Raw genomic sequence first — 25212 nt, 5'->3', positions numbered from 1 at the left:
ACTCAGCTCAGATTGGCGACAAAAGGCTCAAATCCAGCGTTCACAATCATTTGCATATCGTCCGAAGGCGCGGCCCCCGGCGTGGTGAGATAGCCATTCGTAAAAATAGAATTCGCCGCGAAAAGTGAGAGCGGCTGCATGTGCTGGAGCGTGACTTCACGGCCACCTGCCACGCGCAAGTCCGACTTCGGATTCACCATGCGAAACATGGCGAGCGCGCGTAAACAATCGTTCGGAGACATCCTCTTGCTCTCACCAAGCGGCGTTCCAGGCCGAGGATCGAGGAAATTCAGCGGAACTGACTCCACGCCAATCTCCTTGAGCGCAAACGCCATTTCAACCCAATCATCGGAGTCCTCGCCCATACCAAGGATTCCACCGCAACAGGCCTCGAGTCCCGCATTCTTGGCGGCTTTGACGGTAGCCACGCGGTCTTCCCATTTATGTGTGGACACCACGGTCTCAAAGTGGCGTTTTGAGGATTCGACGTTGTGGTTGTAGCGGTTGACGCCGGCCTCGGCGAGCGCCTCCGCTTGACCGGGCTTCAAAAGGCCCAAAGACGTGCAGATTCCCATGGTGGGGAACTCTGATTTGATCTGGCGAACAGCCTCACAAACTACTTTGATCTCATTGGACGAAGGCCCGCGGGTGCTCGTTACCATACAGTAGGTAGAAGCTCCCATCTCGGCTGCACGGCGTGCGCCGCTCACAAGGTCATTTACCGTCTGCATGCCGTATTGTGGGACTTCGCTGTTATTCTTGAGCGATTGCGAGCAAAACTTGCAGTCTTCTGGGCAAACGCCAGACTTTGCGTTTTGCAGAACGTGCACCTTGACCGCTTTACCGTGGAAATGCTGTCTGACCTTAAACGCGGCCGCAAGAACATCCAAAAGCTCTGCATCCGAAGACCGCACCACGCGCTGGGCCTCCTCGCGGCTGATATCCTGACCTTCGATGATCTTATCGGCGATTTGTGAAAATTCCATCTATCCTCCTAAGTCGAAGGCACTTTGCCACACCCATTGAATGCGTCAAGCCGTCAGACCTTGGCGAGTGACGTGGAACTCGTGTAAGCTCCCGCGAGATTTCGGAGGTTTATGCGCGCGTTCATACTACTGGCTATCGCGGTGTCGGGACTTGGCCTTCAGGGCTGTAAGGAAAAATGCGAGGTTCCCGCGGGGACCTATCAAATGGCGTTCAAATCACTGGCGGGCGATTGCCCGAAGGAGACCGTGACGCAATTTGAAGAATTTTCCGACACAGTGGAAATTCCAGCCGAGAGAGCCTGCCAGAAGTTCGTGACCAATATCGCGACTGACGTCGAGACCTGCAGAATCTCCATGGATATCAGCGCGGACGCTAGCAATCAGGGCCTCAAAGATGGACAAGGCGTCTTCACCATGCTCTGCGATGGTGGTGCTCAGTGCCGGCAAACTTTTGGCGTGGACTTTAAGAAGTTGCCCGCCAAATGAAACCCGCCATCCTCTTTAGCTTCACAATCTTCATAAGCGCGTTTCTGCTCTTCTTTGTTCAGCCGCTTGCCGGTCGAATGTTGCTGCCGACGTTCGGGGGTAGCGCGATCGTTTGGAACGCATCGATGATGTTTTTTCAGGCGCTCTTGCTTTTGGGCTACATCTACGCGCACTTTTCCATCAAACGCCTTGGAGCAAAGAACCAATCAAAACTCCATATCGCGCTCATGATCGCGGCGGCGGTGTTTCTGCCGCTCAGCATTGCGCCTGAGGCCCCGCAATGGGACGCGTCGCCAGCACTCTTCGTCATCCAGACGCTTTTGGTTTCGATCGGTCTACCGTTCTTCGTGCTTTCGGCGTCGGCGCCCATGCTGCAGAGTTGGTATTTCTCATCTGACGCTCCAGATGCCGAAGACCCTTATTGGCTCTACGTCGCGAGCAATATCGGAAGTCTACTCGCGCTATTGACCTACCCGTTCTTGATCGAGCCCTTTCTAAGCATCAATGAGCAAAAATGGGTTTGGACTGGCGGATACGCCCTCTTGGTGCTCTCGGTTTTTGGTGCATCATTCTTCGTCAAGAAAGCGCCAGCCGCAGAGGTCACTGCAACCGCACAAACCTCGTCTTCTTGGGCCGAACGCGGACTCTGGACGCTCTTGGCCTTTGTCCCGTCGAGCGCCTTGCTTGGCTACACAGCCCATATCACCACGGACATCTCGGCCATTCCTCTCTTCTGGGTGGTGCCACTCGCCCTCTACATGCTCTCGTTCGTCATCGTTTTTGCGAGGCGACAGTGGATCCCAAGTTCAGTCTGGGTCTGGCTAGCTTTTGCGGCGTTAGTGCCGTCGGCATACGCTATTTTGCTGGCATTGCTCGAGCCGGTTGGGCTCTTGTTGGGGATTCAGCTCTTCTCCCTATTTACGCTCTCAGTCGCTTTCCACGCGATCCTTGTGGATCGCAAGCCGAGCGCCTCCAACCTCACGGACTTCTACGTCTGGATGTCTGTGGGCGGCATGCTCGGAGGCGTCTTCAACACGCTTGTGGCGCCAGCGATCTTCGACCGAATGTACGAACTCCCCATCACTCTGGCACTGGCCTTCTTGCTGCTCTCGATGCACCTCCCAAGGCCAAAGTTTGAGCCCCCGAGCGTATCGATCGGTAAGGCAGTGCGCGCCAAAGGCATGCAAACGGCTTTCAGTGTCTTGGTTCTGGCCACGGCAGCCGTGGGCTTTGTGACCTACATGCAAAGTGTGGACGAGGTCTTTGAGTTCACCAACACCATGCTACTCATCGGGATTCTGACACCCTTTGCGCTCTGGTTTGTACACCCAATCCTCGCGGGTTTTGCAGCTGCCACGGTTTGCATGGTTCTCCCGATGGGCTATCAACACCAAAACATCCTGATGCAGATGCGCTCGCCCTATGCCATCCACGAAGTACGCGAGTTTTCGAGCTCAGTCGGACAATTTCACTCGCTTTACCACGGCCGTATCCAACACGGTGTTCAGGCCACTCATCCCGAACTCTCAAGACTCCCGCTCTCCTACTACCATACGTCAAGCCCCATCGGCGAAGTCATGGCCATCCGAGAAGACTTCTACGACGTGACCCCGGTCGCCGTGCTCGGCCTTGGGATCGGCACCATGGCAACGTATGTGCGCCCCGGCATGGAGATGACCTTTTTCGAGATCGATCCTCAGATCGAAAAAATCGCGCGGGACGCCGAGTACTTCACGTACCTGGAGCGCTGTGGCGAACAATGCAAAGTGGTCCTTGGGGACGCGAGGCTTTCGCTCCAAGAGCAACCGAAGGGTAAGTACGGACTTCTGGTGCTCGATGCGTATTCGAGTGATGCCGTGCCGGTTCACCTGCTCTCCAAAGAAGCGATAGAGCTCTACATGAGCCTCCTGAGGCCCGGTGGGTACATGCTCTTTCATGTCTCGAATCGTTATGTAAATGTGCGCCAAATCGTGGTGAACACCGCGGCAGAACTAGGCTACGTCTCGTATTTCCAAGACCACTGGCCGCGAGAGACCAAACTCGAAGAACTCATGGTCAATTCGAGCGAATGGGTGATGGTCGGGCGTAATAAGAAGGACCTCGAACTACAGATTTTTGACCCACGATGGGAAGAACAAGAGCCCGACGGTCGGCCCGCATGGACGGATGACTGGGCCAACCTATGGGTATATATGGCGTGGTAGTTTTCTGAACTTGGATTTGATGTGAACCATATTGATGCTTTTCGTGACGTCCCCAAGACGGGCGTCATCTTCGTGATGAGCGAGGCTGCGCGCCACGGCTACCACCCTGATTCACCGGATTGGACCAATTTTGGCCAAGGGCAGCCTGAAGCTAGCGAAATCCCAGGGGCTCCGCCTCGTGTCCGCCACGTTGACATCTTGGACGAAGACCACGAATACTCCGCCGTTGCTGGACTCTGGGAGCTACGCGAGGCTGTGGCCGAGTACTACAACCGCGAATTCCGGCGCGGCATGCCTTCGCAATACAGCGCGGAGAACGTGGCGATCTCGGCCGGAGGTCGAACGGGATTAACCCGCGTGGTTGCATCACTTGGGAGCATTCACCTCGGCCATTTCCTGCCCGACTACACCGCCTACGAAGAACTTCTGGATATCTTCAAGTTCTTCACGCCAATCCCAATCCTTTTGGACCCTGACCGCGCCTACGATTTCTCACGTGACGAACTCGAGCGCGAAATCGCCGGACGCGGCCTATCTGCCTTGCTCCTCTCGAACCCGTGCAACCCCACCGGCAAGGTGATCCAGGGCGAAACGTTGCGCTCGTGGGTCTCCACGGCCCGAAAGCTCGATTGCACCATGATTCTAGACGAGTTCTACAGCCACTACGTCTGGACCGGCGACCCGATGGAGGGATTCCGTGAGGTCACGGCCGCGCGCTTTGTCGAGAACGTTGACGAAGACCCCGTGGTCATCATCAACGGTCTGACCAAGAACTGGCGCTACCCAGGCTGGCGAGTGTCTTGGACGCTCGGCCCGAAATCAGTCATCGACCGCGTCTCCAGCGCTGGCTCTTTCTTGGACGGAGGTGCCACCCGGCCCATGCAACGCGCAGCGATTCAGATGCTCGGCGAAGACCACGTACGCGAAGAAATCGCAGCAATTCAAGCGAGGTTCCGGCATAAACGCGCCCTCTTGCTAGGTCGGCTAAGCTCCATGGGGATCCGCACAGACTGCGCGCCCGACGGCACATTCTACGTCTGGGGGCGGCTCGACGCTCTGCCCCCAGCGCTAAGAGACGGCATGGACTTCTTCAAGAAGGCACTCGAAGTCGGCTGCATTTGCGTGCCTGGCGAGTTCTTCGACGTTAATCCAGGACGGCGACGCGCCGACCGAATGTCGCGCTTCAAAGGTCATGTTCGCTTTAGTTTTGGCCCTCGGGAAGAAAACCTCGTGGGAGGTCTCGACCGGCTCGAGGCCATGATTCGAAGCCACTCCTGACCTACTGGTCTTTTTGGGCTCCGTTCGCGATCCAGGTCTGGATATCGCCGAGCTCGGCCTGTGTGAGTGAGCCTTCGCCCGTAAGCGGGTTATAAGGCATGGGCAGCCCCACAATATCTGGGTCTCCGGCGATCTTGTGCCAGAGGTAGCTATTCTCGTAATCGCCCGGCACAACGAGGTTTAGCTCAGGCTTTTGGGTCGAAGGCTCAAGAAGCCGCTCGTAAGCACTTTCAGAGAGCAGATCGAGGTCCGCATCCGGATTGACGCTATTATGACAACCACCGCAATTCGCCTCCAAAATCTTCGAGACACGGCTTGACCAAGTCACCCCTTCACCCAAGAGATTCAAGCTCCCCGGGTCTTCCGAATACGAACAGTTTTTGTAGTCCACAGCCGAGGCGAGGTCTACGTTTCCGTCCGTTGGAATGCCTTCGATATAGCAAAATAGCGCGAGCATTTCGGAGATATCCAAGGGCTGATTCGCGAGAGGCATCCTCGAGCCGGGAACGCGCTCTCCAAGCATCTCTCCCCTCACTCTGGCGATAAGATAACTTTCTTCCGGGTTTCCGGGATTGATCATCGGAACAATCGGATTCTCGTCCGCCCCAAAGATCCCGTTACGATTGGCATCACCCTCACGAATCCCTACCCTCGCGAGCTCAGCGGCGCGTTCATTCTGATAATTTCGCACCTCGCCGACCAGATGCTTGCGGTCTTCCAGGACGCGCCAGCGGGTCTCAAACTGCGCGAAAACGATATCTCCATCATTGTCCGTGGTACGGATGAACTGAGCCTGCGCCCAAATCTCGTCGTTATCGCCAGGGATTGGCGCGCGCAGCTCAACGTGGAACCCTTGTGATTCACGCGTAATCTCTTCCTCATCGGTCGTTTCCTCACCGGAGATATTCTGAATCCACGCCACCTCGATTCCTGCACCAAAATCATCGCGATTTAGACGAAATCTATCCCCTGGCCGCTCGCAACGGTCGTATACCGACGCAGGTTCTCCCGGCTGCACGTTGCACGGAGCGTTGATGGCGGCCACAAAGTTCGCAGGGGTATGCAGGTCTGGATACTCTTTCTGGTTATGGCAAACACCGTCGTTCGGCGTGCAGGTTCGCCAGACAATTTTCCGGTGTACGTCCAACCCTGTCCTGAACCTTTCCTGCGCGCCTACCACGTAGGGGTCGCCCCCGGTGTAAGGCTCAACAGCCTCGCCTTCGGGAAGTGTAGGTCTGTTTGGTGTGAAGGGGATCTCGGTTCCAAGCCCAGCTTCCGTGAAGTCCGGCCCACACGCCCAAAGTCCAACCACCCCGAAGAGAATTCCGATCTTGATCTTCTTCATCGCGTGAAATCCCCAAACGGCTGGTCTGCCGGGAAGAACTCTGAGTGATCGCAGCCGAGCCAATCCATCATGGTCTTCATCACCGATCGATACGAGTAGACTTGCCCAGAGGCTTTTAGGTCCTCTGCGAGCGTCTCGCCGAACGTACGCCCTGCCGTGCCAGCTTCGTTAAAGATCCCGCCCATAAACGGCATCGACATCCAGCGCGTGGAGTTGTCTCCACCGTGATCGCTCCCGCGGGCTGAGTTGAATCTCCCGCCTCGCGCAGTTCGTCCAAACTCACTGCCAAGCACCACCACGGTGTGGTCCCAATAGGTCCCGCCGCTTGGGTGTTCCATGAGTTTCAAGGCCGTATGCAGTCCGCTGACGAGCTGATTGAGCTCGTTCATCCGCGGAGGCAGCCCTTCTTCTTCGCCCGAGTGCATATCGTAGCCGCCCTGATTCATGAAAATCGCCGGGCAGCCGAAGTGGAAGAGGCGCAGCGCCAGCATCACATTTCGAGCCGTGCCGCCGCCACCGAGGAGCAGTCTGAGCTGGTTGTTGCTCAAGCCATCCATCGGCTCGTCCGAGTTTTGCCCGACGTTGAGACGTGGATCGTTGAAAATCTCAGCGTAGCGTTTGGTGGCCTCTCGCGACTGAATATAAGCGTCCACTGGGAACCTGGACTGCGGGTGTACCCGGTTGTAGATGCGCTGGTCGAGGTCGTCTGACATGCGTTTCGCCCACTCGGGGAGCGCACGAGCCGCGTCGAACCCAAAGCCCGAAAACCCGTCTTGAAGGACCGGAGGCCTGTAGCCCGCGTACTTGCCGGACCCATTAGACATTCCGCCACCACCCAGCACAAACGCTGGCAAGATCACGCCTTCAGGGTCCTCGGGAACTCGGTCACGAAGCCCGTAGTTGATCATGGTCATGATGCCGGTGGAATTGCCCGCATACCCAGTGTTGAAGCGTTGCAACCCAGAGTTGTGGTTTCCGTCCGCACTGCCGGACGTGGGCTCGTGGTCAACACATGGGGCGATGAGAATATCGTCCGAAATGGCCGCTACGCTCCGCATTCCAAGTTCCTGACGTGTCGCACCCTCCTCGCCTTCGAGCCACGGTGCGCGCGCCAAAAGCTCCGATGGGCCCCATTCGGTGCCCTCAGGCAAGTTTCGGGCGAGTCCCCACGGGTTGTAGCGCTCGGCTACCCGACCGTTAAAGGCAGCAGTAAAGCGAAACCCACCGTTGAGGCGGATGTAGATGATATGTTTGACCGAAGCACGCGCGTCAGTCTGGGCGTAGGCGGTCTTCGGGACCCAGATATGGGGCACACCCACGGTCGCGGAGGCTGCTGTGGCGATTCCTACACTTTTTAGAAACGACCGCCGGTTTAGTCCTTTTTTCTCGTCACTCATGGTCGGCTCCTAGTAGAAAAGCATCTCGGCGCTGGAAAGCATGGCAAAACACGTGGGACGCGCAAACTGAGCGGCGTTGCAGCCCGAACAAAGCTCCGCGTACTCGCGCGCTTTTGCCGCCTCTTCTTCGTCAATCAAACGCCCCATGAATTGCGCCGCCTGATGGGCATAAATCTCTTCGCCCAATTCCGGGGTCAGGGATTGATTCGGGTCCACATCGCGCGGCAAAAAATTCTCAATCGGCGCACCTCCGCCTTCGGCTGCCGGGTCACAAACTTGATTCACGAAGTTAAGCTGCTGCGCCGTCGTCAAGATGGAGATGATCTGGAATCGCCCGCCCACACTGTTATCCGGACATCCACCAAGCCCGCGCGCGACGTTTCGATAACTATAGTCAACTCCCTCGTCTTGGACCGTCCAATTTGAGTTCTCGACGAGCGCAATCCCTGCGATGGAACCCGCCTCCCAGAAATCTTGAGGACGTGTGAGCTTATGGTCACACGTCGCGATCTGATACCCAGTCATATGCTTGATAGAATCGATCCAAACCTCGGAATCCACCTGTCTCAATGGGCCGTAAGTCCAGCGATAATCGGTCTGAGTTTGCTGCGAAGCCGACTGCAAGTAAGCAGCCGAAGTTACCACAGCGAAGTGAAGCGCGCGGATATCGCCGTTGTAAGCCAACACATAGCGCACCAACTCGTCGCGAACCGTAGGCACCAGGTTTCCAAGGTCGTAGCCCAAATACTGCATCAACACGTCATCGACGAGCTTCTCCCAAAATGTGGGCATGCCTGCGATAAGCCGCCCCGGGAGTTGCAGCTTTTCCCACTCCTCAGCCTTGATCACGCCAGACCACATGGTGCGCTCGTCACGATCGTTTCGCATCGCACGGATATCGGGCTTGAGAATGAGTTCGTTTTGCCCAAAAAGAATGCTCGTGCATTCGGCACGCGTGGTCGGGTCCGGATCGCCGTTTTCGTCAATACATCGGTACCGGATATGGGCGTCAGGAAGGCGCATCCCAAGGTCTGGATGATCGTAGTAATCGTTATACCAAAGGGTGTAGAGGCGGGACATATCGGCGAGTTCGGGGCCAAGTGGCGGGCGGCCGAGGAAGGTCCAGAAGAGCGCGTCGGCACGGTCCTCAGGCGTATCAAAGCGCCGAGTCAAAACCGGATGGGCGCTGACAACCGCAGCAAACTCATCATACGCCACGCGGCCCTCGTAGAGCTTACCCACGAGCTTATCCATGTCGTAGATACGCTCTACGCTCACGGCCTGAGTGTCGTAGAGGAGCTTATCGGCCCAGCGACGCTGATTCACCGACACAAACTCCCTGGAGTTAATGAGCCCAATGGCCACCTCGCCCCAGCTCTTACCGTCGCAATTATTGATAATGTCTTCGCGTGTGGGGTAGCGGCCAAGCATATCCACGTGAATCCGTCGGCAGGACTCGACCTTGACCACCGGTTGGTGGGCGAGTCCCACACCCCACAAACTCTTGCACATCCCCGCGTTCACGGGGTTCGTCAAACCGAGCGACTGGCAATAGGCCTCGCACTGAGGTCCGCAATCGGGCAGCGCCGCATCGTCGGGAAATTCAGCGACAATTCGAGGTTGAGGTAGGACATCGTCTCCTCCAAAGAAGGCCGCATCACTGACCTTATCCCCTTTGCCAACCAAATCCCCGGGACCTCGCGCAGGATCATCAAAGTCAAATCGCGTATCGTCGCAGCCAAAAGTCGCTGCCACCAATAACGCCGCGCCAACCCACGTGACTTTCACGGTCGCCTCCTTCACTCGATTATTGCCCATCTTGCTTAGACTTAGTTTACCCGAACCTTAAGGCGCCCGTCAAACCTTGCGTCCTTTGACCGTTCCTGCTGAGATGCATCCCAGAAATGGGGCTAAAGTATGAAACGTGTTGAATGGAAGCCTGAGGGGTTGGTTGTTCTAGGATTCTACGACGGTGTGACCGAGTGTTTTTTCCGCCGCCTTGGAGGGCTTGGACCGGGTTACCTGACCCTCATCGCGTGGGATGAAAATCAGAATCAAAGATTGTTCGCCGGAGTCTACATCACTCTTGACATGTACAACTCAGTGACCCAGCTACTCGGTTCAAACGAGTGGCCGGACTGTCAGTCATTCAGCCCTGCAACTCGAGCGGCGATAGACGAGATCATTGTGACTTGCCGCGCGTCTTTGGTTTCAGAAGGCTGGTTGATGATGGTAGCTGATTTCGAAAGCCAATCGGAAAGACTCCTGATCTCTGGCCAAATGGCAGAGGCTGTAGAGCGCGCGTTATTGGAGCCTGAAAACATAGCGAATTGGACCCAGTACACAGCATTATGCGAATAGAATTCGATATCAAGATATTTCCCTGGGAAACCCATACCTATCACCTGCCAGCCTTCACCGAAGGTCCTATTCGAATCATTACAAGTTCTGGAAAGTTCTTGGACGCCGACGGAATTCTGCTAGTCGAGTTAGCCATTTTCCTTCACGAGTGGCTTGAAAACGCGAGGAATTCTCCGACCGATTTATATTACCGGTCGATGGACTTCGAGGAAGAGCCCATTCTCGCGTTCAGCTACTCCAGCGACGACGAGGCGTATGAACTTACTTCGGTTTGGTCGACCCATGGCAAGCCAGAAAGAGTCTCGAGCGGCGAAGTTCTGCAAGCAACCGAAGAATATCTTCAGGACCTGAAGGTCGCAATCTTGGCTAGGTCTGACATTGACCTTTTTGAAAGGCTCACCGAGAACCAAAGCACAAAAGAATGGTGGCAATGCTAGACGTACAACTATTGAACCTAACCGGCTGCTCAGCTAGAGATCGCGCTACTTCTTCCGAAATGTTGGCCATTCATGCAAAATCTCAAACGATTTCTCCCTGCCATATTGATCGGACTTTTGGGGTTCGCGACCCTCGGAACGAGCTTGGTCTTGGAGAGTCGGCCTGCCAGTGAGGCCGAATACGCAGAGATGGCTGGATCTTTGGCTAACGAGTTGGGCGCCGAAGACGCCATCTTAACTCTAATGTGAAAGTTGTCGGCCTCGAGCCTAATGACTCAGAACTGAGGTTTTACCCGAGAATTTGGGTTCTCGTGACCCATTCCACACCTTGGTTTGACGCCGATGAAGCCCTTGCTCCGCTGAAGACCGCTCGTGGGGAGTCCGCGTTTTCAAAACGCGTAGGCCGTCTCGAGCTCTTGAGGTTTGACCGTGAATCAGGCAGCGGCCCCCCCCCCGAGAGACTCTCGGATAGCTTAAGCCGAGCTCATGTGCGGCGAGGAGGCAAACACTGCCCTTTCAACGCGACGCAAGGTCAGCATATGTGTGGTATGCGACCATGGCACGACGTTTCCACCCAGATTCGCGAGTTCGAATACCGTCCTCGCCAGTGTATTTGGGCTCATCCGGTGGAAGGTGAGAACCTGGAGATTTCGTTTCCAGGAGTCCAGACCGGGTCACATCTAGAAGTCCGAGGTGGACTCGTAGGTAACTCCGCATTCGACAAAGCAGGCGCCATGGTTGAGATGGACGTTCTCTTCGATGAAAAACTTGTGGGCAGCCACCTGACTCAACCAAGACCAGGACTTCAAACCACTCGAATCCCCACGCCAGACGTTCCTGAAACAGCGACCATCACATTCATCGTTCGAACCTCGAACCATTCCCGTCGACACTTCTGTTTTGATGCCTCGGTTGGGAGGGACGAATGATTCCGCGATTCAAACATTCAAAGCTGGAGCTCTGGCTGGCGTTCGCACTCGGTTTGATAACGTTTTTCGTTCTCGTCATTGCGCAAGCAGATATGGGAATCCCAAGGGACGAAAGTGTCTACTTTGAAGCAGGTGAACGCTACATGGGATGGCTCGATGACTGGGCCGAGTCTCCAGCCGAGGCGCTATCCAAGGAGTCTGTTAGCAAGCATTTTCACTACAATCGCGAACACCCTGCTCTTCCCAAGATCCTATTCGGCCTATCTCATCAAATCTTCACAAAGTGGCTCGGCTGGACGAGCCACATGCTCGGCGCGAGGATTCCAGCACTGGTCTTTTCTAGCCTCTTGATCGGCTTCACGTTTCTATTGGGAGTCAGGCTCAAGGGCGTTGTTTGTGGAATCTTTGCGGCGCTCGGCATGCTCCTGATTCCTCGCCACTTCTACCATATGCAGCTCGCGTGTTTTGACGTGCCGGTGACCGCCGCCTGGGTCATGACGGTATACTTCTACTTGCGTTCGTTGGAGGAAGACGCCCCAAAGCGTTTTGCCATCCTCGCTGGGCTCTGTTTTGGCCTCGGAATCGCGGTCAAACACAATATTTACTTCCTCCCTCCGCTTCTGGTTTTGCACTGGGTCGTGATGCACGGTCGCTCCACCTGGAGTGATTTCAAGCGGTCTGGACAGGGCATGAAGGCAGGCCTTTCTCGGATTCCTAAGGCATTCTGGTCGATGGCATTCTTGGGGCCTTTAGTGCTCGTTATTTCATGGCCATTCCTTTGGTACGATGGCGTGGACCGGTTCATCTGGTACGTGGAATTTCACGCAAAGCATGTCCATTACCCCTGGCAATATCTGGGCGAATCGTTGAGGGAGCCGCCATTCCCATGGCATTACACGCTCGGCGTCACCGCACTCACGATGCCTCTCGGGCTCTTTGTTTTGAGCTTGGTTGGATTCTTCGCGGCCGCCTTACAAGTATTTCGGGACCGCTCAGAAACAGTCCTGGCCCTCCTACTCTTAAACGCCTCATTCTCGATGGTCCTGATTGGCCTCCCGAATGTTCCTGTTTTTGGCGGAATGAAGCACTGGCTCCCTTCTTTCCCCTTCCTGCTCATCCTCGGGGGTCTGGTGCTCTCTTCCGTTGCAGCCAAGACCAAACACCTGCGGCCCGCCCTCATAGAAGCCGCACTCGCTGTTTCACTTCTACTTCCTGCCGGGTGGCTAACCGCTCGATTCCAACCCTATGGCACGAGCGCCTACAACGAACTAGCCGGACTCGAGGAAGGGGCAGCAAATCTTGGAATGCAGCGCCAATACTGGAGCAACAATGTGACCGGGGTCTTGGGCTGGCTCAATGAACACGCCAAGGACTCGGCGCGCGTTTACCTGCACGAAGTCACCCCACTCTCGTTCGAGTGGTACAAACGAGACGGATGGATTCGTAGCGATCTTCGCTGGGCGAGCACGCCTGAGCAGGCGGATATTGTGGTGTACCAGTACCACGAAGAATTTCGAGACCGTGAGTTTGAGGTGCAAAACCTGATGGACAACCCGAAAACCGGACTATATCTCGGCGATGTTCCGGTAATCACCGTCTACGTTCGGCAATGAACTCCAAAGGAATTTATCGGCACACACGGCTGGTTTGAGAATTTTGCCGGTGTGATTACTCGAATGACCAAGATCGTAAATTACATCCTGTGGGCGATTGCCTCCGGAGCGACCTTCTGGGTCTTCGCCAACTCCGAATTTCCGTACGCAGAAGTCTGGATCATCTGGACCGTCACCCTCACGATATCTGGAGTTGTTTCTGCGAGAACTGGAAGCATAGCTGCACCGATAGCCTTGGGAACTCTCGTCAGTATCGTCTCTATCTACTTTGCCGGAATTCATGACTTTGTGACGGCTCGCTTGCTCGCAGCTATGCTAGTTGCAGGTCCACTAGCATTCGCGATGGCGGTCGGGATCGACATGATTCGATTTGCCATTTGGGGCAGCCGATCTTGACAAATGTTGGTGGAACGCTGCAACGTGAAGGCATCGAAACCAGCGTGAGCTCAAAATATGTTACGATTGATTGTCTTCGCGTCGCTCCTGATCCTTAGTCAGGATGCTTTTGCACAATCGTCAATCGGTGTCAGCGGAAACTTCTTCTTCGAAGACAGTGACCTAAGCGGCGAGCAACAGGTCAGTGTGCAGACGAACGACGAGTCATTTGCGTACGTGGCAGACGACTTCCTCAACGCAACCCTTTACTACCTGCAACCCTTCAAGGAGAGCGGCCGAATTGGGGGTGCGCTCACCTATTACGGGGACCACATCGCCGAGATTCCTCAGGAAGGTGATGAAGACCCGGAATATTACGATTTTGGCCACCTGATCGAACTCGTGGTCCGCGCGGAGTGGTTGATCGGCGTGACGGAGAGTATCGACCTTATCGCAGGCGCCCAGGCCGGCATCCCCATTCTCTTTCCAGGCGGCGATTTTCAAGATGAGATCGACGACCTCAAGGACCAACAAGCTAGCGTTTGGGACCTTCCGAGGACGGGCTTTGTGGTGGGGCCGCTACTTTCAGCACGCTACAAATACCACGATAGCCTCTATTTCCGGGCTGATATCGGTATCAAGTACGAAAAGATCTTTCTCTTCAACACCACAGAAGAAGTTCAGGGTGTGCCTTTTCGCAAGGATTGGACTCTCACCACGGTAAGGACCGAAATCGGGCTTGCGCTTGAAGTTGACCTTTGAGTTTTGAATTTTTTGCGCGCTCAAACGATCTATCCGATACCTTTTGAACTCTTGAACACGCGAGACGACCATGACTTTACGACGAATTTCAGTATTTTTCGTTTTTCTCCTAGCCCTCTCCCAGATCATGGGATGCGCGAGTATGCGCGCGGCGTCAGCCGAACGGCAGGCTCGTGACCGCGCTGTTCGAGCCTACCTCCACACAGCGCCCAAAGAGACGCTGATGGCAAGCGCTCGCAAGATCCTCTTTGAGCAAGGATTTGAGGTCAACGACTCCACCGATAGCAGCTTGCAGACAGCTTGGATTATCGACGGGCGCGGAGAAAGCCGTTACCTCGTAACTCTCACGCCAATCAACGGCAAGCACCGCGTTGAGATGACTCAGAATCACGTCTCCGAGCAGAATGACCGCGAAACCATTCGTGACTACGTCATGGAATACGAACTCATCAAACGTGTGGCTCCCCGCGATGCGGCGGCTATCGACGCCGAAGCGCGCGCAGCCGGCCAGGCCGCGCGCTGATGTATCGACTCGCCGAAATCGAATCTTTTGTGGCGGTAGTTGAGGAAGGCGGGTTTACCGCCGCTGCCAACCGCCTCGGCGTGTCCAAGTCTCATGTTTCCAAACAGGTCGCAGCCCTCGAGCATAGACTCGGGGTTCAACTCTTAAACCGCACCACGCGCAAGATTGCCCTCACGGATGCTGGCGCGGCGTTTTCTGAGCGAGCCTTGCGGGCTCTGGAGGACTTGAACGAGGCCGAGGAGTCTGTGGTTCAACTCACGGCGCAACCACGAGGCCTGCTCAAAATGAGCATGCCCATGACCTTTGGGCTGCTCTACGTGAGCCCGCTCATCGCGGAGCTCTTGAATGCGAACCCAGAGCTCAATGTGGACCTCGACTTTTCAGATCGCAATGTCGATGTGCTCGGCGAGGGGTTCGACCTTGTGATTCGAGTCGGTGAACTGAGTGATTCGTCGCTCGTGGCGAGGCGGCTCGCTCCAGTCAAAGCGCGGATGGTGGCCTCCCCTGCATACCTCAAAGAACACGGAGCTCCGCAACACCCAAGCGATCTGAGCGACCACACGCTCTTGGAATACGCCTATACAAGCGCCACTCAACTCAAGCTCACCAAGGGCGACGAAACCGTCTACGTGCCAGTACGTTCGCGGGTGCGCGCCAATAACGGCGGCGCCCTTAAGGACGCGGCATTGGCGGGACTAGGCATCGTCCCACTCCCGGATTTCATGGTTTTTGAGGAACTAAAACAAGGCACGCTCGTGCCCGTCCTCGATGGATGGATGGACGGGGACCGAGCCGTCTGGGCACTCTACCCACAAAACCGCTATCTTTCGGCCAAAGTCAGAATCTGCGTAGACTTCCTCGCCGAAAAACTATCCAAGGTCCCCTGGAGCTAATCGAATCTTGGGGCCTAACTTGCCTTCGCTTCGATTGACATCAAAGAGCGCCGGGACTTTGCGGGCCTGGCCGAGCACCTGGCCCCGAATGCATTCGCTCAGAAATGGCGAAAGCAAGAGTCCGCGCGCGCCGAGCGCGCCCAAGAGCCAAACTCGCGGGGTGATTTCTCCACATATCGGCTGCCGGTCGTGATGGACCACACGCCGCCCCCGCCAGACCTCTCCGTCTTCAAGCCCAAGCCCTGACCGCCTCCGAAACTCTTCTAGAACTTCCAGGTCTGATCTTAAGACGCCGTCTTCGAGGAACGTAAATCCAAGCGTGCAGCCGTCTTTGGTGGGTAAGTAGTGGGCGTCATCGGACCACACGTGATTTGGATGGTACTCGCGCGTGGAGACGAACTCCCCACCGTAAATCGTGTGCCGACACTCCCACCAATCTGAAAGCGCCGCGCCGGGACAAACGACGAGCGCGTCCACGTGGTAGGTCTTGGACGCAATCACTTCGATTCCCGCTTCGCGAACAACGACCGCCTCAACTTCTTCATCGATGAGACCTGACGTGCTCATGGCCCGCAAATCAACCACATAGGCGGGACTGTAGCGCAAATACTCGCCCGAGAGCTCCCATTGGAGCAGATCGGGAAACCGGTCCTTCACGCGATGAAATGACCTCTCTTCGCGAGAACCCGGCTCAAGATGACGCTCCACTTGGACAGCCACGGATTCGAACTCGCGCTCACACCACTTGAGAGCCACGCTAAACGCATCGTGGAGTTCGGATGGCACATCGAACGAACGCCCAGGAAAAGCGTGCATAAGGGCTGCTGGAGGCCGCTGGGAGCCGTTGACGGCTCCAAACCACAACACCTCGAGCCCGGCATCTTTCATGGCTCGGTACACACAAAAACCGGCTACGCCCGCGCCGATGAGAGCGACTCGTGAAGAATCGCTCATAACGCCCACAGCTCCCGAGCCGCGTCGGACTTCAACGCCGCGATCACCTCTCTCTTCCTCCCGGGGCCTGGCCTCTTCAGCACCCGAAAACCCACGTCCTCAAGCGCGCGCCTTACATGACCCGCGGACGAATACGTGAGCAATATGCCGTGCGGCGAAAGGGCATTGAACTCACGCTCAAACACCTCGACGGACCACGCATCAGGGTTTGCTGATGGACCAAACGGGTCGTGAAACACGACGTCAAAGTCTGACTCTAACTCGACCATAGCGAACTCCTTGCACTGAACCTCGAGCTGCACGCCGCCAACCTTCAATGGGAGCGTAGCGTCCCAACCGAGGACATCCTCCCAGACTCTTGGCAGTGGCCGATGTTCCACAGCCTTGTAGGTGAACGGCCCGGGATGTGCGCGCCGGAGCTCCACGAAGTTCGTGCCGAGCCCAAAACCAAACTCAAACACTTTGAGCGATTCTTTGCGTCCCGCCACTGGATTTACAAAAACGTGCTGGCTTTCGGTCTGGGCGCCATGCGACGAGCGATACGTCACATTGAGCTCAAGGTCTCGGAGCGTTCGCGAACCGTCTTCGGTCTCAAACCACTCCAGTCTAGGCGAGGATTCAGAAGGCATTATCTTCGAAGTCTTCTTCTTCGTCGTCGTCTTCCCACTCGTCGCTTTCGAAGTCGTCGTCGTCCTCTTCCTCGTCGTCTTCGTCGTCGTCATCCACGTGGTCGTAGGTCAGTTCGATGTCGATGATCGAGAGCGCCTCTTCAACCATGTCCATGATGTCCGACGCATCGACTCCGTCCCACTGATGAAAGATTTCAGAAAAGAACTCGTCTGCAGATCCGCCAGACCGAGACTCGATAACCTCGATATCCGAATCCTCGAAGAACCCTACGATGTCTTCGCAGAAGAGCTCGCCCTCGTCCTCTTGTGCGAATGACTCGACTGCGGCACTTCGGATCGAGATAACCTCGGCTTTTGAAAGATGAATTTGCATGAGTACTACCTGAGAACGTTATTTCATGCGGCTACGCGCCGCTCCTAGCCGCGGCATAACCGAATTCTCAGCCTTTGCAAACTAATTTTTTGAGTGAAAGTGTAGAATTACACCCTCTGACCTAGAGGGTTCCCTGGAGTGTCATATCGAGCACGATCCACTCGTTTCTGACTTCAATCCGCCGGTAGAGGTCGAACGCGATGGAGAAGGCGCCAAGCGGTGGTGCGATACCTCCAAGGCCTGTCAACTCGGGTACAGGAAGTGGGATACTGAGCCCGTCTCCGAGCGCAGCTAGAAGCTCGGGGAAGACCTGTGATTTAAAGAGCTGAATGAGTGCCTCGGGGGTCAGGATTGGACTTTCCCTCTCGGTCGAAATGACCCATGCCTTGATTTCAGGCTCGGCTTCTAATCCCAGCTGAATGGACTCGCCGACGATGCCGAAGTCCACCGGGAGCTCAAGATTAAGCCCATAGACGTCGGTTTTCCCTAAGAAACTGATGGTCAACTCGACCTGACCTAATTGAACGACAAAGGTGCCGTCCTGGCCCTCTAAGGGCGGGATGATCATCGGCTGGAGCTTCGCGCTCACAAACGCCTCATCAGCCTGAATTGGGAGCTGGTCAACCACATCGAGCTCTAGAATTCCAGCATCCCAAAGGGTGTGTAGCAAACCGTTCAAGAATCCGAGTCTCAATCCAATTTGGATTCGGCTCGAGTTAAAGTATGGGTTTGCCGGAGCCTGCATCAACGGCACGCCCCGAGTTGAAGGCTGGGTCCGCAAAGTATCAATAGACGTCGTTGCTTGAAGAGGCGCATGGAGCGAATGTCGGTATTTGGTAGTGATCGAGCTGATTCCGGCGTCCAGATTGAGCGTCAGCGGTGTCCCAAACCCAAGATCGAGTTCGATAGATTGGTCTTTGAGGGCTGAATCGAGTCCTCCGAGGGTGTCTTCAAGCAGCGCCGGAAGCTGGTCGATGAACGAGCCATTCAAGGTGTCTACGAGCAAATCCTCAATCGTGGTTCGAAGCACCGACTGCGCAAGCGTAAACACTGCGTTAGCCTCTGGTGATATAAACTGGCTGGTGGCGGACTCCACCGCGATCGTAATCTCATCGACGCTAACTTCGAGTGGAGCACTCGCGGACGCCTTGGAGATGTTGAGTCGAATCAGCCCGGAAATCGTGGCAAAAATGGAGCCGTTGAGGTTCAGCGATTGTCCTTCGAGCGTGAGCCCTCCCTGAGTTTGCGCCTCCACGTCCGTAAGCTGCAGGTAAATTTCTATTCCGCCCGGGACAATATTCGCCACCACCCGCGGCTTCCCAATATCCACTGAAGGCACGCGGAGCGTGAAGCCCCCGGAGTCCACAACGGGGTTCGGAATCTGCTGAGTTAGGTCGAGGTAGAGGAGCACCAAATTCAAGATATCTACGAGGTCGTCAGTGGTCTCGGTACCATCCGGCAGACGCGCTGCGGGTCGCCCATCGTCCACGAAGTCCTGCCCTAGCCAAAGACCGATCGCAGGATCGAGCTCAAAGGCCGGTGTCTCGCCCTCAACCGCCTGATAGAGCGGCGCCCAAAGAACGTCCACGCCGGTCACGGTTGTTTTGGGGTTGATACGGTCGGTCGCGGCAACTTCGATATGATTCACGCCGAACTTGGGCTCCACGAGCGCTGAGAACGTGCCGCCTAGTACAGGCACTTCCTCACCATTCACCAAGACGATCGGGTCGCCGTTGGTTTCAGCTACGGAGCCTAAAACTTCGATCATCGGACTGGAAACAGCATCGAGCTGCGCGCCGGGAAGTGGACGCGTGATCGTGATCTCAGGCGGTGAATTGTCTACCAATACGCGGTCGGTGCCGCACACAGCCTCACCCTCACGATTTCGCTCAGTGGCACAGACCAAAAACCGGACGTTTCCTTCACGGAGAAGCTCCCAGCGGCCTGCTTGATTCTCGCGCGCAGCCCCTGGAGGCTCGGTCGTCACCTCAAACTCAGCACCCTCAATCGGATTGAGCTCCTCATCGAGCACAGTAACGTTTGGCAAGAGCGCGATTCCCACCGAATAGACTGTGCGGGCGGGTTCAAAATTGACCAGCAGAAATTTCGGATAGATCTGCGGCGTCTGGGGTTCCGGCTCTTCTTCGCGCGGCTCTTCCGGGTCCGGGTCCGGACGTTCTTCATCAGGATTGTTCGCATTCACGGGCTGCGAGCTATCGTCACCGCACCCGAGTGCAAACGCCGAAAAGATCAGAAATATGAGTATCTTGTAATTCATGGGTACACCGCGAAAGTGCCGTGAAGCAGATATTGCAGGAGCGTTTGTTGATAGGTGCTGGTCTGAATCCCCATCTGCTGACCGCCCGGAAGGTTGTACTGCGTCAGCGAAGCCGGCAGCTCGAACGTCGGGATGGGCAGCGCCGGAAGCGCGTCGTTGAGCGAATTATTGATGACGGTCTGCAAGAGATTCTGCAGGAAGTTCTCAATAATGGCGCGGGTCGTGGAGTCGAGCGTCACCGAGTCCGTGGAGAAGAAGAGCTCCTCGATTTGGAGATTTCCAAACTCCAGCGAATCCTGAACGAGGTTGATGGACGTGCGTGCGTTTGCTCCGACGTTGATCCGGATGCCCTCGTCGAAAATGCCTGGGTACACAAGGTTGATATCCATGGCCCCAATCATCATTCGAGCCTCGCCATTCGCAAGATTCTCCACCACGGGTGGTAGTCCGGTCTGAATCGTCGCACTTACACCAGCTGGAAGCCCTCCACCGACATCGGCCCCACCCAATGATACGTTTAGGAACCCAGCGCGCCACAACGCATGCAGGGCCTGATTCAACACGCCCATATACACCGCGACTCTTACGCTCGTTCCGCTCGCGACGGGTGGATCGAGAGGGATATCGCCTGGGGGAAGGGGGATTCCGAGCGAATTCGCGCCGACGGACGTGGTACTGGGCGTGATACGTGTTCCCAGACCAAATCTTAGGCGCTGAGTGCTCGCCGTGGCATCGGTGAAGTTAACTCCGAACTGAAGCTGAATATTGCCTGAACCGTCGAGCTTGGGAACGTCGAACGAGGTCCCAAGCGTGCTTACGTCAAGTGAGCCCACAACTCCGTCTATGACCTCGTTGAACTCGGTCTCCACGAATCCACGCACCGTATTCGCCAACAAGTTTCGAATCGTGCCGTTGAAGAGCGATGCCACGATATTGATGATACCACCGTCAAGACCGCTGAAATCGGTGTCGATCGAGCCGACCGTGACCGTCGTCGAATTTGGCCTCAGAGTGATCTTTGGGCGGTTATTTTGCAGGCCCACGTCCAGGGTGAGCTGCACGGCCAGCGAGTCAACCGTGACCCAGCCTTCGGTATCGTAAGGAATCCCCGCCACCTGGCCGCGAACACGAATTCTGATTCTTAGGTTCTGGACCTCGACATTGGTCCTCAGCCCGTTGGTCACAAGGGTCAACTCAGTGCTATTTGGGCCATTCACCTCGAGGTTTTGGTACCGGACTTCGCTTCGCAGCACACAGATTCCCAAGACCGTTTGGTCACACGAACTCGGCTTCAGCGGGTTGGCGGAACTCAAGGCGGATTTCAATTCATTGACGAGTCCCTGACTATTGAGCACGCGGCTCAAAAGGTCGCCAAGACTGTCGATATCCGAGGGGTTTCGGTCGTCAATCGCGCCCTGTAGAAGGGACAAGAGCACCGAATTCGAGATAAAGCCGGACTCAGGAGCCCAGTTGTTCGTGGCTAGAAAGGCGCACGTCTTGCTGTTCTCCACGTCAAAATCGTCGCGCGCCACGATTTCTACGAAGTTGATTCCAAATCGTGCCTGAACATTTCTGGAGAAAGAGCCGTCGGCGCCAACCACCACGCCTCCCCCATTCACCGTCACGCTTGAAACTCCGTTGACGTCACCCACACTGCCGGTAAAGAGCACCGAGGCATTCGGCGCGACATTGACCATGGCGCCGTCCCCAGGACTCTCACAATTGATGCTCGGACCGTTGCTGTTGATCACAATCGTGGCTTCTTGTCGAAGGGTCTGTCCGCTAGACGTAGGCTCGGTGACCTGTGCAGCCAGGGTATACGTCCCTTCATTCTCATACCTGAAGCGGCCAGCACCAAAGGACTCCCCGGCTGGGTTCGACGTGACATTGACTTGCGCGCTGGGAATCGGGTTTCCGTACTCATCGGTGACGATGTAGGAGAGCTCAACGACTTGTCCAACGGCGTAGACCGGTTGATTCGGGACGAGCGAAATTGCAAGCGATGCAGGCCGCCCCGGGATGATCTCTACGAGTCTTCCTTGTAGGTTGCTCGCGCCATCCACAGCACACACGACGTCGTAAACATCGGCCACCGTCAACGTCACACTCCCCTCTTCAACCTCTTGATTTGCGCTTGTTGGCGTCAAGACAATCTGAGGCTCGTACTCGTCCAAAGGATTGCCGTACGCGTCGAAGACGTCGCAAGTGACATCAAAACTCTCGCCCGCCACAACGGAAGTTGCCGTCGTATTCGTGACGACGGTATGCGCCGGACCTGGCTCGATCGTAATCTCAACGGGTGTGGGATCGACAAGGCCCAAACTAGGATGCCCGCAACGCGCCGTGGTCAAACCCACACGCACCGCCCGCACACTATCGGCCTCCACCACAAAATTTCCAGGTGGAGAATAGTCGATGGAGAACTCGGACTGGTCCGTCGGGATCTCGTTGTCATTGGAGTCGAGGAGTCGGCACGTCACTTCGATGAGTTCGCCAGCTCGTACCACAGAGAGCAATGCGTCCGTCTCAACCGCGACCCCAACTCGAGGGGGTTCCACTTCTTCTGGCAGGTCCGGAGCCATATCAGGCTCTGGGTCCACGGGAAGGTCCTGACTCGCGTCAGGCTCGTCCTCGGGTGTTTGCCAACGTGTGGCGGCTTCGTCCCCACCGCAAGCCGCAAGCCACGTGCTTGCGACGAAGAGCAGGAGAAAGAGGGAACGTCGTTTCATGGCGACCTCAATGTCTTCGGAATTACCCCTCTATTAGACCAGTTGTCGCATTTTGGCGCAAGGAATGCTTAGAAGTCGAAAATCACCCGCACACCAAAGTGGTCGGAGATATGCGATTGTGCGCCCTCTACGTCGACCGTCTCGGTGAAAAGCAAATCGCCACGTGCCGCGATGGGCTCTGCGTTGACCACAAAAACATGGTCGATCGCCTTGTCCGTCGTCGAGTCGACCAGGGTATTCGAGGAGCAATAGGTGCATGCTGGTCCAGTGTACACGTCCAGAAAAACGTTGGTCCATCCGGCGTTCATGTATAGCTCGTAATTTGCTGGAAGCTCCGCGTCCAGACCCTCGTCGGCGGGGCCCGCGTTGAAGTCGCCGAGAACCACCGTTGGAAGTGTCTCCTCACCAACCAACTCAATCAGGCGCTCAACCTGAACTTTCTGTTCCGCCTCGTAGCTATCGAACTCATCGCCAGGATACTCCACGCCGGTAATCTCGGCCGTCAGGTGATTGCAGTAGACGCGGACTTCATCCCCACTTGGGAGCGTGGTGGTTGCGGCGAGTATAGAACGCGCAACCTGTACGGCCTCCATCTCTTCGTAGAATTGGTCCTCGAGTGGTGTCTTTGAGAGAAGCAAGAGGCCGTTGTGGCCGTTCGAATAGTATGCAGACTGCGTGCTTCCTACACACGCGGCCTTGATGTCTTCAAAAGGGTTTCCGAGCTGGCCCACGAGACAGCTCGAGCAGTCGGACGAAACCGCACCAAACTCAGTGCTACAGTTCTGAATCACACAACCTGAGAGCTCGCCATCCGGCACTCCATCACACGCGCCTAGAACGCAGGTCTCGAGCGGAGCAACCTCCTCTTCTGTACAACCCACGGCGGACTCCACCTCTCCGATTTGATAGTAGGCGTGGGGGTGTGTGGCCTGAGTGGCTGCGATGATCGCGTCGATATTATCTTGTCGCCACTCGTCTTCCACTTGATTGAGCCAAACCTCCTGAAGGCAAATCACATCGGCATCAATCTCAGACACCGCGCTCACTACGGCGTCCTTGCGCTCCTCAGCCAGCGGCACAAAACCCACGGCGAGCCCCACGTTATAGGTGGCGAAACTCGGCCTCTCTCCGCCCTCCCCCGTGGTCGAACCGTTGGTGTTGTTCGTATTGTTCGTGTTGTTGGCGTTATTTTCGGAAGGACCGGACTTTCCCGAGTCATCCGAACATCCAATCATCAAAAGGGCTGCAATCATCGCAATTTTCAACATCGTCATGCTCCGAATCGTGTTAGTCTGAACATTCTGCACGAGTCTTTAAATGTACACAATCTTAGCGCTATTTGTAGTTTTCGCTTTGTTCATGCCGCTGGTGGCATTGAAGTTATCTAAAAAGTACGCGTGGGCCGGCTTCCTCGGCCCTGCAGTGCTTTCGTACGCTTTTGGAATTCTTCTCGCGACCGTGTTTAAGGCTCCTGAGATGCTCAAGAGTATTGCCGAAGGACTGATTCCTTTGGCGATCCCGATGCTTCTTTTTCCGTGTGATGTCAGGGGGTGGTTGGCGAGAAGTCCACGCGGAATCGCATCTTTTTTAATGGCGTGTGCGGCAGTGTTCGTATCAGCAATGATTGCCGGACTACTCTTTAAAGATGTCCCGAATGTCGCCATGCTCGCGGCGATGTTCACCGGCACATACACGGGAGGCACGCCCAACCTGATGGCCATTGGTGTGGCTCTCGAGGCCCCGACTGAACTCTTCCTAATTGCCAACGCCTCAGATGTCGCCGTGGGCGGAACCTACCTCATCTTCGTGCTCGCCATCGGCCGATGGACCTTTTCAAAGATCTTGCCGGTTAGGGAAGACGAAGATTTCCAATCTCCACTATTCGAGAACAGCCCATGGTCAGCCAAGGACGGCGCGCTTGCATTTGTGCTCTCGATTCTGGTCTCAGCAGTATCTGTCGGAGCCGTCATGATCGTGCTCAAAGAACTCCATGTCGCCTGGATTTTTATGGTTCTAACGAGCCTTTCCCTTGGCCTCTCTCTGCTACCAAAGGTGCAAAGCCTCAAGACCGGTGAGCTGGTCGGGGATTATCTCATCCTGGTCTTTTGCACGATGATTGGGTCCATGACCGGACTCGATGTGCTCCTCGCGGCCCTTGGGCCCGTGATGCTTTTGACCGCAACGATTTTAGGCTTGGCAGTTTCAATGCATTTGGTTCTGGCCAAACTCTTCAAGATCGACGTGGACACCTTCTTGATTAGCTCCGCCGCCGCGCTCTTTGGCCCCGCCTTTGTTCCGATTATCGCGACCCGAGTAAGAAGCCATGACGCCATTCTAACAGGAATGACCTCGGCCTTGGTCGGCTATGCGCTTGGAAACTATCTCGGAATGCTCGTTTTCGAAGTGCTCAGCTGAAAAAAAACACGCGCGGAGTGCCGTCCTTGGCTCATCCGCGCGTGTTTACAGCTCGTCGAGTTTCTCTTCCTTGATCGACTCGATTGGAGTCACCCGATCTGATCACACCCTTTTAAGGGCAAAAACGACCAAATCTTTCGTTCCACCACGAACCACAGATTCAGTTGATCGTTCCTATTTATGCGATGATCCGGAGATCTGAAGGCAAGGTAAAGATGCGATCTTAGAATGTCAACATAAAAACG

General features: G+C 55.8%; 23 protein-coding genes. 13 read left to right on the top strand and 10 right to left on the bottom strand.

The features are described from left to right. Positions 1 to 2: 2 nt before the first annotated feature. Positions 3 to 986: a biotin synthase BioB gene (gene bioB, locus FRD01_RS23965; protein WP_146963741.1), complete on the bottom strand. Its 984-nt coding sequence runs from the start codon at positions 984 to 986 to the stop codon at positions 3 to 5. A 111-nt stretch (positions 987 to 1097) separates the two neighbouring features. Between bioB and FRD01_RS23960 the strand changes: the two genes are divergently transcribed. The 3 genes from FRD01_RS23960 to FRD01_RS23950 all read left to right on the top strand — a co-directional run bounded on the left by FRD01_RS23960 (position 1098) and on the right by FRD01_RS23950 (position 4954). Then, positions 1098 to 1472: a hypothetical protein gene (locus FRD01_RS23960; RefSeq protein ID WP_146963739.1), complete on the top strand. Its 375-nt coding sequence runs from the start codon at positions 1098 to 1100 to the stop codon at positions 1470 to 1472. Next, positions 1469 to 3676 carry a fused MFS/spermidine synthase gene (locus tag FRD01_RS23955; RefSeq protein WP_146963737.1) on the top strand — a complete coding sequence of 736 codons (2208 nt, stop codon included), beginning with the start codon at positions 1469 to 1471 and terminating at the stop codon, positions 3674 to 3676. Before FRD01_RS23960 ends, FRD01_RS23955 begins: the two co-directional genes overlap by 4 nt. A 75-nt stretch (positions 3677 to 3751) precedes the next feature. Continuing rightward, positions 3752 to 4954, top strand: coding sequence for a pyridoxal phosphate-dependent aminotransferase (locus FRD01_RS23950; protein ID WP_146964077.1), 1203 nt, complete (start codon positions 3752 to 3754; stop codon positions 4952 to 4954). Position 4955: 1 nt separating this feature from the next. Here FRD01_RS23950 and FRD01_RS23945 read toward each other — a convergent pair whose 3' ends face one another. From FRD01_RS23945 to FRD01_RS23935, 3 genes are read right to left on the bottom strand one after another with little or no spacing between them, the layout of a single operon-like run. Further along, positions 4956 to 6299: a c-type cytochrome domain-containing protein gene (locus FRD01_RS23945; RefSeq protein ID WP_146963735.1), complete on the bottom strand. Its 1344-nt coding sequence runs from the start codon at positions 6297 to 6299 to the stop codon at positions 4956 to 4958. Continuing rightward, on the bottom strand, positions 6296 to 7696 hold the full coding sequence (locus tag FRD01_RS23940; RefSeq protein ID WP_146963734.1) for a DUF1501 domain-containing protein: 1401 nt from the start codon (positions 7694 to 7696) through the stop codon (positions 6296 to 6298). Before FRD01_RS23940 ends, FRD01_RS23945 begins: the two co-directional genes overlap by 4 nt. A gap of 9 nt (positions 7697 to 7705) precedes the next feature. Beyond that, the gene (locus FRD01_RS23935; RefSeq protein WP_146963732.1) at positions 7706 to 9484 is read right to left on the bottom strand and encodes a hypothetical protein; all 1779 of its coding nucleotides are present in this window, start codon (positions 9482 to 9484) and stop codon (positions 7706 to 7708) included. A gap of 129 nt (positions 9485 to 9613) precedes the next feature. Between FRD01_RS23935 and FRD01_RS23930 the strand changes: the two genes are divergently transcribed. The 9 genes from FRD01_RS23930 to FRD01_RS23895 all read left to right on the top strand — a co-directional run bounded on the left by FRD01_RS23930 (position 9614) and on the right by FRD01_RS23895 (position 15589). Beyond that, positions 9614 to 10057 (top strand): hypothetical protein, encoded by a 444-nt coding sequence (locus tag FRD01_RS23930; protein ID WP_146963730.1) that lies wholly within the window; start codon positions 9614 to 9616, stop codon positions 10055 to 10057. Further along, positions 10048 to 10494: a DUF7878 domain-containing protein gene (locus FRD01_RS23925; RefSeq protein ID WP_146963729.1), complete on the top strand. Its 447-nt coding sequence runs from the start codon at positions 10048 to 10050 to the stop codon at positions 10492 to 10494. The genes FRD01_RS23930 and FRD01_RS23925 overlap by 10 nt, the downstream gene beginning before the upstream one ends. 72 nt (positions 10495 to 10566) lie before the next feature. Further along, a complete protein-coding gene (locus FRD01_RS24565; protein ID WP_249755868.1) occupies positions 10567 to 10743 on the top strand; it encodes a hypothetical protein in 177 nt (58 codons plus the stop codon). A gap of 62 nt (positions 10744 to 10805) precedes the next feature. Further along, on the top strand, positions 10806 to 11423 hold the full coding sequence (locus FRD01_RS23920) for a hypothetical protein (protein WP_146963727.1): 618 nt from the start codon (positions 10806 to 10808) through the stop codon (positions 11421 to 11423). Continuing rightward, positions 11420 to 13036, top strand: coding sequence for a glycosyltransferase family 39 protein (locus tag FRD01_RS23915; RefSeq protein ID WP_146963725.1), 1617 nt, complete (start codon positions 11420 to 11422; stop codon positions 13034 to 13036). Before FRD01_RS23920 ends, FRD01_RS23915 begins: the two co-directional genes overlap by 4 nt. Before the next feature lie 63 nt (positions 13037 to 13099). Next, on the top strand, positions 13100 to 13432 hold the full coding sequence (locus FRD01_RS23910; protein WP_146963723.1) for a hypothetical protein: 333 nt from the start codon (positions 13100 to 13102) through the stop codon (positions 13430 to 13432). Between the two features lie 57 nt (positions 13433 to 13489). Further along, positions 13490 to 14173 carry a hypothetical protein gene (locus tag FRD01_RS23905; protein WP_146963722.1) on the top strand — a complete coding sequence of 228 codons (684 nt, stop codon included), beginning with the start codon at positions 13490 to 13492 and terminating at the stop codon, positions 14171 to 14173. Positions 14174 to 14243: 70 nt separating this feature from the next. Then, positions 14244 to 14696, top strand: coding sequence for a hypothetical protein (locus tag FRD01_RS23900; protein WP_146963720.1), 453 nt, complete (start codon positions 14244 to 14246; stop codon positions 14694 to 14696). Next, the gene (locus tag FRD01_RS23895) at positions 14696 to 15589 is read left to right on the top strand and encodes a LysR family transcriptional regulator (protein WP_146963717.1); all 894 of its coding nucleotides are present in this window, start codon (positions 14696 to 14698) and stop codon (positions 15587 to 15589) included. Before FRD01_RS23900 ends, FRD01_RS23895 begins: the two co-directional genes overlap by 1 nt. On the opposite strand, the gene FRD01_RS23890 is transcribed toward FRD01_RS23895, so the two are convergent. The 6 genes from FRD01_RS23890 to FRD01_RS23865 form a co-directional block, all read right to left on the bottom strand. Continuing rightward, entirely contained in the window at positions 15566 to 16543 is a 978-nt protein-coding gene (locus FRD01_RS23890) for an FAD-dependent oxidoreductase (RefSeq protein ID WP_146963715.1), read from the bottom strand. The genes FRD01_RS23895 and FRD01_RS23890 overlap by 24 nt on opposite strands. Further along, positions 16540 to 17172, bottom strand: a complete 633-nt coding sequence (locus FRD01_RS23885; RefSeq protein WP_249755867.1) for a tRNA (5-methylaminomethyl-2-thiouridine)(34)-methyltransferase MnmD — start codon at positions 17170 to 17172, stop codon at positions 16540 to 16542. Before FRD01_RS23885 ends, FRD01_RS23890 begins: the two co-directional genes overlap by 4 nt. Then, positions 17162 to 17545 (bottom strand): hypothetical protein, encoded by a 384-nt coding sequence (locus tag FRD01_RS23880; RefSeq protein ID WP_146963712.1) that lies wholly within the window; start codon positions 17543 to 17545, stop codon positions 17162 to 17164. Before FRD01_RS23880 ends, FRD01_RS23885 begins: the two co-directional genes overlap by 11 nt. A gap of 121 nt (positions 17546 to 17666) precedes the next feature. Beyond that, complete coding sequence (locus FRD01_RS23875) at positions 17667 to 19823, bottom strand: hypothetical protein (protein WP_146963710.1); 2157 nt, start codon at positions 19821 to 19823, stop codon at positions 17667 to 17669. Continuing rightward, positions 19820 to 22552 carry an LBP/BPI/CETP family protein gene (locus FRD01_RS23870; RefSeq protein WP_146963709.1) on the bottom strand — a complete coding sequence of 911 codons (2733 nt, stop codon included), beginning with the start codon at positions 22550 to 22552 and terminating at the stop codon, positions 19820 to 19822. Before FRD01_RS23870 ends, FRD01_RS23875 begins: the two co-directional genes overlap by 4 nt. A gap of 68 nt (positions 22553 to 22620) precedes the next feature. Further along, the gene (locus FRD01_RS23865) at positions 22621 to 23820 is read right to left on the bottom strand and encodes an endonuclease/exonuclease/phosphatase family protein (protein WP_249755866.1); all 1200 of its coding nucleotides are present in this window, start codon (positions 23818 to 23820) and stop codon (positions 22621 to 22623) included. A gap of 49 nt (positions 23821 to 23869) precedes the next feature. Between FRD01_RS23865 and FRD01_RS23860 the strand changes: the two genes are divergently transcribed. Further along, the gene (locus FRD01_RS23860; protein ID WP_146963705.1) at positions 23870 to 24967 is read left to right on the top strand and encodes a DUF819 family protein; all 1098 of its coding nucleotides are present in this window, start codon (positions 23870 to 23872) and stop codon (positions 24965 to 24967) included. Positions 24968 to 25212: the final 245 nt, after the last annotated feature.

Source organism: Microvenator marinus, assembly GCF_007993755.1.
Taxonomy (GTDB): Bacteria; Myxococcota_A; Bradymonadia; order Bradymonadales; family Bradymonadaceae; genus Allomicrovenator; species Allomicrovenator marinus.
The sequence above is the reverse complement of the archived record's forward strand: the minus strand, read 5'-3'. Positions and strand labels throughout refer to the sequence as shown.

Excerpts from the sequence above, each read along its gene's own strand:
- bioB (WP_146963741.1), bottom strand. The coding sequence starts at position 986 with ATGGAATTTTCACAAATCGCCGATAAGATCATCGAAGGTCAGGATATC.
- FRD01_RS23960 (WP_146963739.1), top strand. The coding sequence starts at position 1,098 with ATGCGCGCGTTCATACTACTGGCTATCGCGGTGTCGGGACTTGGCCTT.
- FRD01_RS23955 (WP_146963737.1), top strand. The coding sequence starts at position 1,469 with ATGAAACCCGCCATCCTCTTTAGCTTCACAATCTTCATAAGCGCGTTT.
- FRD01_RS23950 (WP_146964077.1), top strand. The coding sequence starts at position 3,752 with ATGAGCGAGGCTGCGCGCCACGGCTACCACCCTGATTCACCGGATTGG.
- FRD01_RS23945 (WP_146963735.1), bottom strand. The coding sequence starts at position 6,299 with ATGAAGAAGATCAAGATCGGAATTCTCTTCGGGGTGGTTGGACTTTGG.
- FRD01_RS23940 (WP_146963734.1), bottom strand. The coding sequence starts at position 7,696 with ATGAGTGACGAGAAAAAAGGACTAAACCGGCGGTCGTTTCTAAAAAGT.
- FRD01_RS23930 (WP_146963730.1), top strand. The coding sequence starts at position 9,614 with ATGAAACGTGTTGAATGGAAGCCTGAGGGGTTGGTTGTTCTAGGATTC.
- FRD01_RS23925 (WP_146963729.1), top strand. The coding sequence starts at position 10,048 with ATGCGAATAGAATTCGATATCAAGATATTTCCCTGGGAAACCCATACC.
- FRD01_RS24565 (WP_249755868.1), top strand. The coding sequence starts at position 10,567 with ATGCAAAATCTCAAACGATTTCTCCCTGCCATATTGATCGGACTTTTG.
- FRD01_RS23915 (WP_146963725.1), top strand. The coding sequence starts at position 11,420 with ATGATTCCGCGATTCAAACATTCAAAGCTGGAGCTCTGGCTGGCGTTC.
- FRD01_RS23910 (WP_146963723.1), top strand. The coding sequence starts at position 13,100 with ATGACCAAGATCGTAAATTACATCCTGTGGGCGATTGCCTCCGGAGCG.
- FRD01_RS23905 (WP_146963722.1), top strand. The coding sequence starts at position 13,490 with ATGTTACGATTGATTGTCTTCGCGTCGCTCCTGATCCTTAGTCAGGAT.
- FRD01_RS23900 (WP_146963720.1), top strand. The coding sequence starts at position 14,244 with ATGACTTTACGACGAATTTCAGTATTTTTCGTTTTTCTCCTAGCCCTC.
- FRD01_RS23895 (WP_146963717.1), top strand. The coding sequence starts at position 14,696 with ATGTATCGACTCGCCGAAATCGAATCTTTTGTGGCGGTAGTTGAGGAA.
- FRD01_RS23890 (WP_146963715.1), bottom strand. The coding sequence starts at position 16,543 with ATGAGCGATTCTTCACGAGTCGCTCTCATCGGCGCGGGCGTAGCCGGT.
- FRD01_RS23885 (WP_249755867.1), bottom strand. The coding sequence starts at position 17,172 with ATGCCTTCTGAATCCTCGCCTAGACTGGAGTGGTTTGAGACCGAAGAC.
- FRD01_RS23880 (WP_146963712.1), bottom strand. The coding sequence starts at position 17,545 with ATGCAAATTCATCTTTCAAAAGCCGAGGTTATCTCGATCCGAAGTGCC.
- FRD01_RS23875 (WP_146963710.1), bottom strand. The coding sequence starts at position 19,823 with ATGAATTACAAGATACTCATATTTCTGATCTTTTCGGCGTTTGCACTC.
- FRD01_RS23870 (WP_146963709.1), bottom strand. The coding sequence starts at position 22,552 with ATGAAACGACGTTCCCTCTTTCTCCTGCTCTTCGTCGCAAGCACGTGG.
- FRD01_RS23865 (WP_249755866.1), bottom strand. The coding sequence starts at position 23,820 with ATGTTGAAAATTGCGATGATTGCAGCCCTTTTGATGATTGGATGTTCG.
- FRD01_RS23860 (WP_146963705.1), top strand. The coding sequence starts at position 23,870 with ATGTACACAATCTTAGCGCTATTTGTAGTTTTCGCTTTGTTCATGCCG.